Source organism: Lachnospiraceae bacterium (genome assembly GCA_022794035.1).
GTDB lineage: Bacteria > Bacillota > Clostridia > Lachnospirales > Bianqueaceae > CALWPV01.
Genome location: JAAWDX010000003.1, coordinates 279,048 through 293,411, shown reverse-complemented (window position 1 = coordinate 293,411; position 14,364 = coordinate 279,048). Strand labels below are relative to the sequence as shown.

The following is a 14,364-nucleotide window of genomic DNA, read 5'->3' as shown; positions in this document are numbered from 1 at the left end:
GCTGCCTGCATAAAATGCAGCGCGGCGGAAACAGCAGATCTAAAATGCAGCTTGAAAAAATCAGCTCTCGCTCCTTTCTTCTATTCCCTCGGCCAGAGCAGCCAGCTCCCTGAGACGTACGCCCAGAGAAGAATACCGCACCGCCTGCCGGTCATTATCCACCATTTTGTGTACCACTGCCTCATCGCCAATAATCACCGCATAGCGCTTGGCTCTGGTGACAGCTGTATACAACAGATTGCGGCTCAGCAGGATATCCGGACCACTATGCAGGGGAAGAATGATCACCGGGCTCTCTGTGCCCTGTGATTTATGGATCGTGATCGCATATGCCAGCTCCAGTTCCTCCAGCTCCATATAGTCATACTCCACCTGGCGCTTGTCATCAAACAGCACCGTCAGCGTCCGCGCTTTCGGATTAATCTGCTTAATCCTTCCTACGTCGCCATTAAACACGCCGTCTCCTTCTTCCAGCGGATATCCATAGCGATTGAGCACCTTCCAGGCCATATTATAATTATTTTTGATCTGCATGACTTTATCGCCCTCGCGAAAAACCATATCCCGGAATTCAAGCTCTGCTTTTTTTGCTGAACGGGGGTTTAATGCCTCCTGCAGGCGCGGATTCAGATTTTCCACACCAAGAAAACCGCGCTTCATCGGCGTAAGCACCTGAATATCATCCACAGGCGAGCATTTAGCAAACTTAGGCATTCTTTTTAAAATAACTTCAATCATAGTCCGGATTACATCTTCTTTAACCCTTCTCTTCATAAAAAAGAAATCCGTATTTTTTTGATTAAATACAGGGTATTCCCCTTGATTGATCCGGTGCGCCCCGACTACAATATCGCTCATCGCTGCCTGCCGGTAGATCTTGGTCAGCTTGCGAACCGCCACTGCGCCGCTTTGAATCATATCTTTCAGCACATTGCCGGCTCCCACCGAGGGCAGCTGATCCTGATCTCCCGCCAGAATCAGACGGCTTCCCGGCATCACTGCCTTTAACAGATGGTGCATAAGGCTGACATCGATCATGGACACCTCATCTAAAATAATCACATCCGCTTCCAGAGGATGCTCTGCATCTCTCTGAAAAATCTGCCTTCCGCTATCCTCCGCAAGCCCAAACTGAATCTCCAGCAGCCGGTGAATCGTTTTGGCCTCACGGCCCGTGGCCTCTGTCATTCTTTTAGCCGCACGGCCAGTAGGCGCAGCCAGCAAATATTTTTGATGATCCTCGTCCAGCAGCTCCAGAAGTGCATTGATGATCGTCGTTTTCCCGGTTCCAGGGCCTCCCGTAATGATGAGTACCCCCTGCTGCAGGCCGGCCAATACAGCCTCCCGCTGCTCCTCCGAGAGCTCTATATGCTGTTTTTCTTCAACTGCCTGCAGCCTCGCCCGGTACTTCTCCGCTTCTAGGCTACGCTGAAAAAGCGAAAGCTCCGTCAATTTGCGGGCCACGCCCGCTTCGGCCTGATAATAGCTCTTTAGATAGACGCGCTCCTGCTCCTGCTCTCTTTTTTGTACCAGCTGTCCTTCAAGGACTGATTCGGTAATGCCGTTTTCGACTGGGATGCCTTCGATGCCGATCAGACGGTACACTTCATCCTGCAGCTTATCCTGCGGCAGATAGGTGTGTCCTTCTCCTGCGGCATTTTGCAGCACAAAACGGATGGCACCGCGGATCCGTCCTGGTGATTCCTCGGGGATGCCCATCTGCCGGGCGATCTCATCGGCCCGCCGAAATCCGATTCCTTGTACCCGCTCTGCCATCGCATAGGGATTGCTGCTGAGAAGGGAGACGGTTTTTTCGCCAAATTCCTTATAAACCCGCATGGCCATTGTGGGCGTCAGGCCCAACCCCTGCAAAAACACCATGGCCTCTCTGGCCGCTCGCTGCGCCGCAAACTGCTCGCCGATCTCGCAGGCTTTTGCACTGCTGATTCCTTTAATCTCGGCCAGGCGCTCCGGCTCCGCTTCGATGCGCTTAAAGGTATCATCCCCAAAATGCTCTACGATCCGATGCGCCAGCGCGGCGCCCACGCCCTTGATCACGCCGGAGGCCAGATATCGCTCCATGGCCTCGCGGTCCTTTGGAAGTGCGCGCAAAAAAGAAGCAACCTCAAATTGCTCTCCGTAAGTATTATGCTCTTTCCAGTGTCCGCTGGCCTCGATGCGCTCTCCGACCTGCAAATCGGGCATGATGCCCACCACCGTCATGAGCTGCAGGCCGTCATCGGATTCTACCTCCAGCACCTTGTAACCCGTATCGGCATTTTCAAAGATGCATTCAATGACATAGCCTGCAATCTGCTCCTGTCCCGCCAACTCCTGCACGCTGCTTCCTCCAGTTTCTCTTTTGATATTCACAGACAATAAAACGGCGCTTTGACACGCCGTTTTGCATCATTTTCTTTTTTCGGCCAGCTGCTCTACATATCGTCCTGTACCGATGGCCACACAGGAAATCGCATCATCCGCTACAAAAACATTCATCTGCGTCTCCCGGCTGATCATTTCATCGATTCCGCGCAGCAGGCTGCCTCCGCCCGTCATCACAATGCCGTGTTCATAGATGTCAGCGGCCAGCTCCGGCGGCGTTTGCTCTAAAATGCCATGCACTGCTTCCACCAAGGTCCTGACGGACTCCTGCAGCGCCTCCCGCACATCGTAGCTCGAAACCATGACGCTCACCGGCAGGCCTGTAATCATATGCCGGCCTTTAACCTCCATCACGACCTCGTCCTCATTTTCACTTACGGTTCCGATCTGAATCTTAATATTTTCCGCTGTCCGTTCGCCGATCAGCAGGTTATATTTTTTCTTGATATGCCGGATAATCGCCTCGTCAAAATCATCACCCGCCACCTTAACGGAAGTGCTGACGACAATGCCGCCCAGAGAAATCACAGCAATATCAGCCGTGCCCCCGCCTATATCAATGATCATACAGCCATTCGGCCTCGATATATCCAGTCCAGCCCCCATCGCCGCCGCAATAGGCTCTTCAATCATATGTACGCTTCTGGCTCCCACCTGATAACAGGCATCGGTAAACGCCTTTCGCTCCACCTCCGTCACCTTGCAGGGGATGCACACAGCCACCACCGGCTTAACAAGGCGTTTTCCAATCGTTCTTTGCACAAAGTATTTCAGCATTTTCTCCGTGTATTGATAATTGGAGATGACTCCTCCGCTTAATGGACGGATGGTATGCAGCGTTTTGGGTGTTCGGCCCAGCATCTCATAGGCCGCCTGCCCTACTGCCTCGATGCGGGTCTGCTCTTCCCTGCGGATGGCGACCACCGAAGGCTCTCTCAAAATAATTCCTTTTCCTCTTACATATACCAGCACAGTGGACGTGCCCAAATCAATCCCAATACTCGTTGAAAACATGCCTTCCTGCCCACTTTCCTCTCTTCGTTATCTACAACAAATTTATTATAAAATAGCGTTCTTTAAATGTCAATACGCCTCATGCCTGTATTTCTCTTTTGTCGCCAGACCGCCCCGTATATGGCGCTCCGCCTTATTGATCTGCAGCACCGCCTTTGCGCGGCTTGCCAGCTCCGGCTTTATGTGCACAAGACGCGCCGTAATATCCTTATGCACCGTACTTTTGCTGATTCCAAAATGCTGCGCCGTCTGCCGCACAGTTGCGCCGTGTTCTACCACAAACAGTCCGACTTCGATGGCCCTCTCTTCAATATAGTCCTTCAAGATGCCCCTCCAGAAACATTGTTTTTTACAATGTATGCATCAACTGAAGGAACTAGTCATCTTCCCGATGAATTTACCCGTCAGGGCATCACAAACTTTTTATTGAAGCGTTTCGATCTCCGCCATCCACACAGCCGCACTGGCGTCGCTTGGCATTCTCCAGTCGCCTCGCGGCGAAAGCGTGACGCTGCCCACCTTAGGACCGTCCGGTAAGCAGGACCGTTTAAACTGCTGCTGGAAGAAGCGATAGTAAAATCCCCGCAGCCATTTGCGGATCACCGCCTTTTCATATATGCCCTCAAACGCCCTCTGCGCCAAGCGGTCAATCTTCGCCGGCGCAAAGCCAAACCGCAGCACATAATACAGAATAAAATCATGCAGCTCATAGGGACCCACGATTTCTTCTGTCTTCTGCGCGATCTCCCCGTTCTTAGCCGGAAGCAGCTCCGGGCTCACCGGCGTATCCAGAATATCCCGCAGCACCGCCTTCATCTGCGGATCCTCCGCATGCTCGGCAAATGCCGAGATAATATGACGCACCAGCGTCTTCGGGATAGAAGCATTCACACCATACATTGACATATGATCGCCATTGTAGGTGGCCCATCCCAGCGCCAGCTCCGACAGATCTCCTGTGCCTACGACCAGACCGCCTGTCTGGTTGGCAATATCCATCAGCACCTGCGTACGCTCCCTGGCCTGACAGTTTTCATATGTCACATCCAGCACCGCCGGATCATGGCCAATATCCTCAAAATGCCGCTGCACTGCCGCTGCAATATCCACGCACCGCAGCGTAATTCCCATTCGCTGGCATAAAAGCTCCGCATTGCTCTTTGTCCGCTTCGTCGTGCCAAAGCAGGGCATTGTAACACCGATGATATCCGTCCGGCTCCGCCCAAGGCGGTCCATCGCTCCGGCTGCCACCAGCAGCGCCAGCGTAGAATCCAGCCCTCCGGAGATACCAATCACCAGCGATTTAGCATGCGCATGCTCTACTCGTTTTCTAAGGCCTGAAATCTGCATTGCCAAAATGCTCTCACAGCGCTGCATCCGGTCGCTGCGATCTGCCGGTACAAACGGATTGGCCTCCACCGGCCTTGTCAGCCTTGTCCTGCGCGGACAAAGCTCAAAGGGAATCGTCCTATACCCCTCATCCTGCACGGCCGGATAGGTCGTTGACTTACGCCGCTCATAGGCAATCCTCTGCATGTCCAGCTCCGTTACGATCATTCCATGGCTAAAAAGCGAGCTCTCCACCAGGATGCTGCCGTTTTCTGCAATCAGATTATGCCCCGCATACACCATATCGGTGGTAGACTCCCCTTCACCAGCATCCGCATAGATGTAGCCGCAGTAAAGCCTGCCCGACTGCGCACTGACCAGCTGCCGGCGATACCCCTCCTTACCGATGATCTCATCACTGGCTGAAGGATTGACCACAAGCGTCGCTCCTGCCAGCGCATGCTGGTTAGACGGAGGGCTGGCCACCCACAGATCCTCACAGATCTCCGCCGCCACCACAAGCTCCTTCATCTGACCGCAGGCAAAAAGCAGCTGCATGCCCATCCAGATCTCCTGATCACCCAGCATCAGCCTCTGCGGCTCATAAAAGCCCGGCTCAAAATGCCGCCGCTCATAAAACTCACTATAATTCGGCAGACTGCGCTTAGGCACCATCCCGATCACATGCCCCTGATTCAGTACGGCCGCACAGTTATACAGCTTATTCTTGTATCGAACCGGCACTCCCACAATCACCAGCATTGAGCCCACTGCCTGCGCCAGCTTGATCAGCTCTTTTTCTGCCGCTGCCAGCAGGCTTTCCTGCAGAAAAAGATCACCGCAGGTATAGCCCGTCACTGCCAGCTCCGGCAGCACCAGCACCTGTACCTCCTGCTGCGCCGCCTCCCGCACGATCTCCATCATTTTCTCACAGTTATATTTCGGATCTGCCACTACAAGCTCCGGAGTAGCAGCCGCCACCTTCACAAATCCATCCTTCATCTGATCACACCCAGCCTCCATCGATATTCAGTATTGCTAAAGTTATATCACATTTCAGCCCCAAATACAAGTCAGCCAAACAGCTGATGGTACCATTCCAGCAGCTTAAATTTAAACTGCCTTGGTTCATGGATCAGTTCATTCTGCTCCTGCGGAAGCTTCTGCTCCAAATCCTCCTCCATCTCCTCCGGCTCCGTCTCCTCTACAAAGCACAGACTGGGAAACATCACGCACCACCAATTGTGCCCCTGCGCCTCTCCCAGCTCAATCCGCAGCGCCTCATACCGGCCAGCCGGCAAAGTGACGGCGCCATAGCTTTTCGTAGGAAATTCAGACACGCCCACCAGCACCTGGACGCTCTGATCACTGCCGGCCTGCCGCACCGTGCGGCCGGCCACATCCGTAATCTGTGCAAGGTGCTTTAATATATACTGCTTGGTCTCATCCCGCGTAGAGGACTCCCTCAGCTGAGGCTCCAAGTAGGCGATGACTGCATCTCTGACCTGCAGCTTGAGTGCCTGATCCTCTTCGCTATCGCTGTTTGCCAGTACATGGAAGCGAAAAAAATTCTCTGCCAGCAGCTTTTCCTCCTGTCCGGCAAGCGTATACAGCGAAACAATCAAAACCGTGATAACCGTCCCTATGACCATGGCGGCCAGAAAGACTTTATTTTCTATTTTCTGCATCCATTCTTTTATCTGTACTTTCATTGCTCTTCTCCTTTTCCATCAGACGATACGGAAAAGATTCCCAGCTTGCAGCGCCTTTATACAGGTTATTTTAAAATTTCTTTTTAAAGGAGGCAGTCATTGAGACTTGCTCCGCTGAAGCAGCGTTATTACGATTCAATTTTCTCACTTTTAACGTACTTTTCTCCTGTTTTGTATGTTATACTAAGCTTATGCTTTTAAATTTAACGGTGGTTTTCCCTGTTAAATTTGAAGCTATCATCCATGCTTAACGTGCAAAATCAGAAAAAAGTACGTTAGATTCCAGTTTAAAATAAAGTGATAACGCGGCCCCATACGATCGCCTCTCTTTTTTGTGCAAAGATAGAGAGGAAACGCTTAAGAATAAGTCTTATAATAAAAACAAAACACAGTAGCAGGGAGGTACCTCATGGAATGGGTTGAGAGATTAAATCAAAGCATAAATTATATTGAGGAGCATTTGACAGATAAAATTGACTATGAACAGCTTGGGCGGATTGCCTGCTGCTCCGCCTATCACTATCAAAGAATGTTTACTTATATGGCAGGCATTCCCTTGGCAGAGTATATCCGAAGAAGAAAAATGTCTTTAGCGGCAGTAGACTTACAGACCGGCGACAAACGGATTATTGATATTGCAGAGAAATATGGCTACCAGTCGCCGACTGCATTTAACAGGGCATTCCAATCTTTTCACGGGATCGCCCCCTCATCTGTGAAAGAAAAAGGTGTATCCGTAAAGTCTTTTTCTCCTATTGTATTTAAAATTGCTATAAAGGGAGCAACCGAATTAAATTATAGGATCGAAACCAAAGAAGCCTTCCCCATCATTGGCGTATCTGCGCCGTTAGATAAGCAAATTGAAAATAACTTTATGGCCATGCCTAAGATGTGGCAGGAGGCATCTGCAAATGGAACAATAGAAAAATTGGCAGGGCTGATGGATACACCGCTAATCGGGCTTTTAGGCGTGAGTGCCTGCAACGATGAAGAGCAATGGAAATACTTTATTGCTGTTTCCAGTACAAAAACAAGCGTCGAGTTTGAAGAGTATACCATTCCTGCCTCTACATGGGCAGTCTTTTCCGGAACAGGCATAAATCAATCCATCCAGGAGCTAGAGCAGCGGATCATAACAGAATGGCTTCCGACCTCTGGATATGAATATGCCAATGCACCCGATATTGAGGTTTACTTAAATCCAGATCCGCGAAACGCACAATATGAGGTATGGATCCCAGTGATAAAGAGAAAGGATAACAAAGAAGCTCATGAACGACAAATTTAATGCCTTTATAGAAACGGTTGAAGAACATTTCCGTAGCTTTGTCAGCCAGATTAATAAATATCTGACAGAAAATGGCTGCAAATGTGATATAAAACTGCAAAAAAGCGGCTATGTTACGTCTTACGTACTCAGCAGCACCAAAAGGACTTTGGCAACCTTTATATCCCGAAAAACGGGGATGAGGCTTCGCATCTATCCCGAACATATACAGGAATATCAGAGCTTTCTGTCCACATTGCCCGAAAATATAAAAAAGGAAATCAAAAAAGCATCCGTCTGCAAACGGCTCATTGACCCCAACGACTGTAATCCTAAATGTATGATGGGATATACCTTTGTACTAGATGGCGAGCGGTATCAGAAATGCCGGTATATGGCGTTTCAGCCTACCTTAAGTGAGGAAAATAATCCGTATATAAAGCAATTTTTAGAGAAAGAATTGCAGTCAGCTGCCGATTATGAATAAAACAAGGAGCGCTGCTTAATCATTCATGTGATTAAGCAGCGCTCTCTACTTTATTAAGCACTATCTTATAAAAATGTCCCTCTCAGCTTTCTGGCGGCCACCAGTCTCTGCAGCGCTACCATGTACGCACCCTGACGCAGCGAGCTCTTTTTATTCTCCGCCATTTGCCAGACATTGTCAAAGGCAAGCAGCATTTTATCCTGCAGCTTCTGATTCACCGTCTGTAAATCCCAGGCCAGCATCTCACGATTCTGCACCCACTCAAAATAGGAAACAATTACGCCGCCGCCATTGGCAAGCACATCCGGTACCACCGTAATGCCGCGTTTCTCTAAGATATCATCAGCCTCATTGGTTGTCGGCCCGTTAGCGCCCTCAATAATCAGCTTGGCCTGAACCTGCTGAGCATTGCCCGCTGTAATCTGATTTTCCAGCGCAGCCGGCACCAAAATATCACACTCACAGGTAAGGAGCTCTTCATTCGTAATATACGAAAGTCCCTCTTCCTGATAGTCCTTCAGAAGATTGCCCTTCTGACTTAAATACTGCCCGATCTTTTCAACATCCAGGCCGCTCTGCTTATAAATACCGCCGGACACATCGCTTAGCGCTACAATCGTAAAGCCCTCCGCCGCCATCAGCTGCGCTGCTGTAAAGCCTACGTTACCGGCTCCCTGCACCGCCACCTTGCTGCCTGCGATCTGCATGCCTCTGCGCTTTACCGCTTCCTTTGCACAGATCATAACACCGCGCCCTGTTGCCTCCGGCCGGCCCAGGCTGCCGCCCAGCTCCATCGGCTTGCCCGTCACAACGCCAGGCGTATAGCAGCCCTTCAGCGCAGAATAGGTATCCATAATCCAGCCCATGATCTCACCGTTTGTATTCACATCCGGCGCAGGAATATCCCGATCTACTCCAATGATTGGCGCGATCATAGCCGTATAACGGCGCGTCAAACGCTCCAGCTCACCTCTGGACAAGGTCGCAGGATCCACACAAATACCGCCCTTGGCTCCGCCGTACGGGATATCCGCAATCGCGCACTTAATACTCATCCACGCGGCCAGCGCCTTCACTTCGCTTTCATCTACATTCTGATGATAGCGGATGCCACCCTTACACGGTCCTCGGGAGCTTGAATGCTGCACACGGAAGCCTTCAAAAACTCGAATACTTCCATCGTCCATCTGTACCGGTACGGAAACCTTTAATTCTCTCTCCGGATATTTGAGCTCTTCATAATCGCTTTGATCAAGCTCCAGCTTCTGCGCGGCACATTCTAACACATTCAGCATATTCTGATATGGGTTGTAGACTTTGTCCATGGGACTCTTCCTCCTAAGTTTATATAAAATTGTAACCTCATCATTGAGGGTATTGCCTCTATTTTACTATTTTTCTATAGTAAAAATCAATATGGTTTTTTAAAACTTTCAATTCGGCAGTACATCACCTGATATTTCCACGGATAGCGCATCTTGCAGCGCCGCACTGCCTCCCTCGCCGCTTCATACCTTTCAAACAGGCCAAACACCGTAGGCCCGCTTCCCGTCATCATGGCGCCCGCCGCACCAAGCCCCATCAAATCCTGCTTGATTTCTCCAATTACCGGATACGCCTCTATGGCTGCCGGTTCCAGCTGATTCGCCATATGGGCGCAAATCTGCGGCAGTGCTCCTCTCTCTATGGCCTGCACCATAGCCGGTATATCTGCCTTCACCGTTTCTCCGTGCGCCGCCTTATAAACATCGACCTGCGCATAGGACCATGGCGTAGAAATGCCAAAATTAGGCTTTACCAATGCCACATGCGTCTCCCGCATCGGTGCAATCCTCTCCAGTCTCTCACCTCGTCCGGTTGCCAGGCATGTCCCTCCCAGCAGGCAAAACGGAATATCAGATCCCAGCTCTGTCCCCAGTCTCATCATCTCATCCATCGAGAGCTCCAGCCCAAACAAGCGATTAACAGCCTTGATCACGGCGGCGGCATCCGCACTGCCGCCGGCCATTCCGGCGGCAATGGGGATCTTTTTAAACAATCGAACATGAAAGCCTCCCAGACCATAGCGCTTCTGCATCAGCAGCGCCATGCGATAGGCAATATTTTTTTCATTCGCTCCCAGAAAAGGCAGGTTACACTCCAGCGTGATTTCTGTATCATCCCGTCTGATCAGCGTAATTTCATCCCAGATGCTAACATGCTGCATGATCATCGCTACTTCATGAAAGCCATCCGGCCGGGTCTCCCCTACATTAAGCGCCAGGTTGATCTTGCCGTATGCCCTCTGCCGCACATTCCACTCACGCATTTGCATAACCTCCTATCATAGTATGATAGGCCTATTATACATCATCTGGCTAAAATTTCAACCTCAGCGAACAACCATTACAACCGACTCGCCCATCTTCTCCATACAATCCGGCAGCACGCGGTATCTTTTGCCAACATCCCAGACCGTTTCTCCGGGCTGCAGATAATATAATGCCATCGCCGGCAGCTCCTCCACCTCTCCTTCCTGAAGAAGCAGCTCCGTGAGCACCTCCTGGCGCTCCTCTGCTACAATGCTCACTTCTAGGGCCAGCGATGCCTTCATATCCAGCTTCTTTTCATTTCTAAGCTCTGAACGGACGCTCTCCAAATAGGGAACAATCTCTACATTTTGTCCCGGCTCAGCGCCGGAAACCGCTGTTGATTTTTCAAAGGGGACGGGCTGCGTAAAGGAGATAACAGGGCTTCTGTCGTCCGCTGTCAGGCAAAAGACGGTTACATAGAGTACACCCTCGATCTGCAGTTTACCATCCTCTATCACATAATCATCTACCTTTACCCTCGCCGTTGTATAGAACACCTGCAGGGCCATGGGCATATTTTCCGGAATCTCCAGCGTTTCTGCTACATCCGCGCGCAGCTGATCACGATAGATCTGATGCTGCATGAACCGCAGCGGCTTCTCCAGTAAAACATCCTGCTTCGTATCGTAGGCATCTACAACCAGCTCGCACATCTGCTCTTCACAGACACGCACTCTGCAGGATACAATCATTTCCATCTGCAGAACCCTCTGTTCTCCATCTGCGTCGGCATCCGCATGTACAAACCCCTTTACGATCTCCATCTGCAAAGCCGCTTCCATATCCTCCCTACAGCCGCTCACTTCCAGCAGGCCGGCAAAATCTGTGCTGTAATCAAAAAACTGCACGCCGTTTTCCGTTTGATATAATACGCTGACGGCAATTTCTCCCTTTACCTGTACCTTATCCTCCAGCAGGCGGCAGCTCCTATTCCGAATGGAGGCATCCCACCACAGAATTTCCTGAATATTGGGGCTTCCGTCCTTGACCGCCTCACTTTCTCTTACAATCAGCTTTTCCTCTTTATCTCCTACCAGACGGCTTACTGGCTTCTGAATGCGATTGAGCACCAGATTTTCCTCTCCGGCTACATCCATGATCACAGCTGTGTCTTCATATTTTGTGACCTGCACCTCGATCTCTAACAGTGCGCTAAGACTTAATTTACGGCCATTTAAAAGTGTGCTGCGAATGTTCTCAGGCGTATAAGCAATCTGAAAGCGCACCCTATCGTCCTCTTCCATGATCCCGTCTAAGTTAATCTCTTCTTCTACCGGGAGTACACTGGTCAGGCTCCGCAGCGCCGGCATTTCCTCCTGACTCAGATATAAAACCGTAAATTCCAATTCGCCCTGTACTCTGACCTTGCGATGCTCCAAAGCAGCATCCGCAGGCATGTAGCGCACGCTTGTTTGCAGAATCTTATCTGCATCCGGTTTCGTATCCGGAACGATCACATCGCCCTTAACCGGTACCTGCAGCAGCTGCGGCGGACACATAGACGCACTGCTGTATGTTTCTCTTAATAAATCTGCCATTGTAGGATCCCCCTTAATGTAATAAGAATTGAACATCTTTCTCCACATTGGTCATTTTTAAGATCATATATGGATAAGATGGCGACGTGGATATGACTTCTTCTGCCTCCGGCGCTACCAGCTTTGCTTCGATGACAACCGCGGCATCGGTTTCCTTGACTGCCAGCACCTGTATGCTGTACCCGCCTGTATTTTGCTTTCCAAAACCAAAAATCGTATACATGGTTTCACCGTCGCGATACGCAAAGCCAAAGCCCTTCTCTTTTGCTTTGTAGATTTTTTCATTGACCTTATGCGGCACATCAGAGCCGGTCACAATTTCATAGGCAATATCTTGCGCATTTTCATAGCTGCGAACCGGTTCTTCCTTTTTGCCGCAGGCTGTCAGCAAAATGCAGACACTCAGCAATAAAAAAACCCAGAAGCTTTTCTTCTGACTCATAAGCCGTCTCTCCTTTACCGCTTCGCGGTTTTACTTCATCATATTCATCTGCACACAAAAAAATACATCCCCAAGGTAAATTCCTTGGAGATGTATCCATTCATACGCCACCGCTTAGGGCGTAACATCCTTTTGCAGTTTTTCGACCAGCTCTTGTGCATGGGCAGCATCAAGTCCCTTAACGCCAAAGTAAAATTTGACTTTGGGCTCCGTCCCTGATGGACGTACACAGAACCAGCTATTCTTTTCTAGCAAGAATCGCAGCACATTGCTCTTAGGCAGTCCATCAATGCCCTTGGAGTAGTCTTTGATCTCCAGAACCTTCAGGCCGCCATAGCTGTCTTTAGGATTCTGGCGCATCTCTTCCATAATAGAGCGGATCTTTTCGATTCCTTCGAGTCCTTCAAAGGTAAGCGAAACCAAAGTTTCCTTATAGTATCCGTATTTTTTATAGAGCTCCTCCAGCGCATCAACCAGCGTCATTCCTTTGGCTTTATAAATGGCTGCCATTTCGCTGATCAGCAGTGCTGCGCTGACAGAATCCTTATCCCTTGCATACGTGCCGCACAGATAACCAAAGCTTTCTTCAAACCCAAACAGATACTGTCCCTTTCCTGTTTGCTCTGATTCTAAAATCTGCTGACCGATAAACTTAAAGCCTGTCAGCACTTCTCTGGCTTCTACGCCGTAATTCTGCGCAATTGCACGTGCCATTTCCGTAGATACAATCGTTTTGACTACGAATCCATCCTCTGGCAGCGTATGCGTTTTTTTGCGCGCCTCCAGAATATAGGACAGCAGCAGCACACCTGTCATGTTTCCGCTAAAATGACGATATCCCTCTTTCGTCTTAACCATCACGCCCATCCGGTCTGCATCTGGATCGGTGGCAATTAAAATATCAGCATTGATTTCATCCGCCATGGCAATCGCCGGCTTAAAGACAGCAGGATCTTCTGGATTCGGATAAGGCGCCGTTGGAAAATCACCGTCCGGCTCTGCCTGCGCCTGCACCAGATGGACCTGAGAAAAACCACTTTCTGTAAGCGCCCGCATCACTGGCATGCGCCCTGTACCATGCAGCGGCGTATAAATAATCTTCAGATCCTTTCCATACTGCGCAACCGCTTCCTTGTCAATGACCATGCTTTTAACCTGCTCAATAAAGCGCTGGTCCATCTCCTCGCCAAGCTCAATATAGAGTCCTTCTTTTTCCGCCTGCGCACGCGGCATCACTTTTACGCCCTCAAAAAGATCGACCCGATTTACTTCGTCGATCACTTCGCTGTCCATTGGAGGCGGAATCTGACAGCCATCCTCCCAATAGGCTTTATAGCCATTATATTTTGAAGGATTATGACTGGCCGTGATCACAACGCCGCTTTTGCAGCCCAGTGTACGAATGGCATAGGATAACTCCGGTGTTGGACGCAGCGATTCAAATACATAAGCCTTCATGCCGTTTCCGTTTGCAACGGCAGCTGTTTCTCTGGCAAATACATCTGACATATGACGCGAATCATAGGCAATAGCAATTCCTTTTTCTTTTGCACCGGGGTCTTTTAACATCAGATAATTGATCAGCCCCTGCGTTGCTCTGCGCACCGTATAAACATTCATACGATTGGTTCCGGCGGCAATTACACCACGAAGCCCTCCGGTACCAAACTCCAGATCCTGATAAAAACGCTCTTCAATCTCTTTTTCATCATTGGCAATGGATCTAAGCTCTTCCTTTGTGGCCTCATCGATAGCGCTGCTGGAAAGCCACTGCTGATATCGCTCCTTGTACCCTGACATCTTCATTCCTCCTTAAAGTAGTCATATGCTAAAGATGGC

12 protein-coding genes are annotated in these 14,364 nt (G+C 50.0%); 2 read left to right on the top strand and 10 right to left on the bottom strand.

Annotated elements, in window-relative coordinates:
* Window positions 1–60: 60 nt before the first annotated feature.
* The 5 genes from HFE64_03065 to spoIIR all read right to left on the bottom strand — a co-directional run bounded on the left by HFE64_03065 (window position 61) and on the right by spoIIR (window position 6,440).
* Window positions 61–2,331: an ATP-dependent RecD-like DNA helicase gene (locus HFE64_03065; protein MCI8632448.1), complete on the bottom strand. Its 2,271-nt coding sequence runs from the start codon at window positions 2,329–2,331 to the stop codon at window positions 61–63.
* A 78-nt stretch (window positions 2,332–2,409) separates the two neighbouring features.
* A complete protein-coding gene (locus HFE64_03060; GenBank protein ID MCI8632447.1) occupies window positions 2,410–3,399 on the bottom strand; it encodes a rod shape-determining protein in 990 nt (329 codons plus the stop codon).
* A gap of 69 nt (window positions 3,400–3,468) precedes the next feature.
* Entirely contained in the window at window positions 3,469–3,723 is a 255-nt protein-coding gene (gene spoIIID / locus HFE64_03055; GenBank protein MCI8632446.1) for a sporulation transcriptional regulator SpoIIID, read from the bottom strand.
* Between the two features lie 99 nt (window positions 3,724–3,822).
* Window positions 3,823–5,730 (bottom strand): NAD(+) synthase, encoded by a 1,908-nt coding sequence (locus tag HFE64_03050; GenBank protein MCI8632445.1) that lies wholly within the window; start codon window positions 5,728–5,730, stop codon window positions 3,823–3,825.
* Between the two features lie 71 nt (window positions 5,731–5,801).
* Window positions 5,802–6,440, bottom strand: coding sequence for a stage II sporulation protein R (spoIIR, locus tag HFE64_03045; protein ID MCI8632444.1), 639 nt, complete (start codon window positions 6,438–6,440; stop codon window positions 5,802–5,804).
* A gap of 409 nt (window positions 6,441–6,849) precedes the next feature.
* Between spoIIR and HFE64_03040 the strand changes: the two genes are divergently transcribed.
* Both HFE64_03040 and HFE64_03035 read left to right on the top strand, forming a co-directional pair.
* On the top strand, window positions 6,850–7,728 hold the full coding sequence (locus HFE64_03040; protein MCI8632443.1) for an AraC family transcriptional regulator: 879 nt from the start codon (window positions 6,850–6,852) through the stop codon (window positions 7,726–7,728).
* The gene (locus tag HFE64_03035) at window positions 7,712–8,194 is read left to right on the top strand and encodes a hypothetical protein (protein MCI8632442.1); all 483 of its coding nucleotides are present in this window, start codon (window positions 7,712–7,714) and stop codon (window positions 8,192–8,194) included. Before HFE64_03040 ends, HFE64_03035 begins: the two co-directional genes overlap by 17 nt.
* A 65-nt stretch (window positions 8,195–8,259) precedes the next feature.
* On the opposite strand, the gene HFE64_03030 is transcribed toward HFE64_03035, so the two are convergent.
* The 5 genes from HFE64_03030 to HFE64_03010 form a co-directional block, all read right to left on the bottom strand.
* Window positions 8,260–9,519 (bottom strand): Glu/Leu/Phe/Val dehydrogenase, encoded by a 1,260-nt coding sequence (locus HFE64_03030; GenBank protein ID MCI8632441.1) that lies wholly within the window; start codon window positions 9,517–9,519, stop codon window positions 8,260–8,262.
* A gap of 86 nt (window positions 9,520–9,605) precedes the next feature.
* Complete coding sequence (locus HFE64_03025; protein MCI8632440.1) at window positions 9,606–10,502, bottom strand: 4-(cytidine 5'-diphospho)-2-C-methyl-D-erythritol kinase; 897 nt, start codon at window positions 10,500–10,502, stop codon at window positions 9,606–9,608.
* 63 nt (window positions 10,503–10,565) lie between these two features.
* Window positions 10,566–12,083 carry a DUF3794 domain-containing protein gene (locus tag HFE64_03020; GenBank protein MCI8632439.1) on the bottom strand — a complete coding sequence of 506 codons (1,518 nt, stop codon included), beginning with the start codon at window positions 12,081–12,083 and terminating at the stop codon, window positions 10,566–10,568.
* A 13-nt stretch (window positions 12,084–12,096) separates the two neighbouring features.
* Window positions 12,097–12,525: a protease complex subunit PrcB family protein gene (locus HFE64_03015; protein ID MCI8632438.1), complete on the bottom strand. Its 429-nt coding sequence runs from the start codon at window positions 12,523–12,525 to the stop codon at window positions 12,097–12,099.
* A 114-nt stretch (window positions 12,526–12,639) separates the two neighbouring features.
* Window positions 12,640–14,325 (bottom strand): phospho-sugar mutase, encoded by a 1,686-nt coding sequence (locus HFE64_03010; protein MCI8632437.1) that lies wholly within the window; start codon window positions 14,323–14,325, stop codon window positions 12,640–12,642.
* Window positions 14,326–14,364 lie beyond the last annotated feature (39 nt).

Bases quoted from the DNA above. Each gene is read 5' to 3' on its own strand.
- HFE64_03010 (MCI8632437.1), bottom strand. From the start codon at position 14,325: ATGTCAGGGTACAAGGAGCGATATCAGCAGTGGCTTTCCAGCAGCGCT.
- HFE64_03020 (MCI8632439.1), bottom strand. From the start codon at position 12,083: ATGGCAGATTTATTAAGAGAAACATACAGCAGTGCGTCTATGTGTCCG.
- HFE64_03040 (MCI8632443.1), top strand. From the start codon at position 6,850: ATGGAATGGGTTGAGAGATTAAATCAAAGCATAAATTATATTGAGGAG.
- HFE64_03060 (MCI8632447.1), bottom strand. From the start codon at position 3,399: ATGTTTTCAACGAGTATTGGGATTGATTTGGGCACGTCCACTGTGCTG.
- spoIIR (MCI8632444.1), bottom strand. From the start codon at position 6,440: ATGAAAGTACAGATAAAAGAATGGATGCAGAAAATAGAAAATAAAGTC.
- HFE64_03030 (MCI8632441.1), bottom strand. From the start codon at position 9,519: ATGGACAAAGTCTACAACCCATATCAGAATATGCTGAATGTGTTAGAA.
- HFE64_03015 (MCI8632438.1), bottom strand. From the start codon at position 12,525: ATGAGTCAGAAGAAAAGCTTCTGGGTTTTTTTATTGCTGAGTGTCTGC.
- HFE64_03050 (MCI8632445.1), bottom strand. From the start codon at position 5,730: ATGAAGGATGGATTTGTGAAGGTGGCGGCTGCTACTCCGGAGCTTGTA.
- HFE64_03025 (MCI8632440.1), bottom strand. From the start codon at position 10,502: ATGCGTGAGTGGAATGTGCGGCAGAGGGCATACGGCAAGATCAACCTG.
- HFE64_03035 (MCI8632442.1), top strand. From the start codon at position 7,712: ATGAACGACAAATTTAATGCCTTTATAGAAACGGTTGAAGAACATTTC.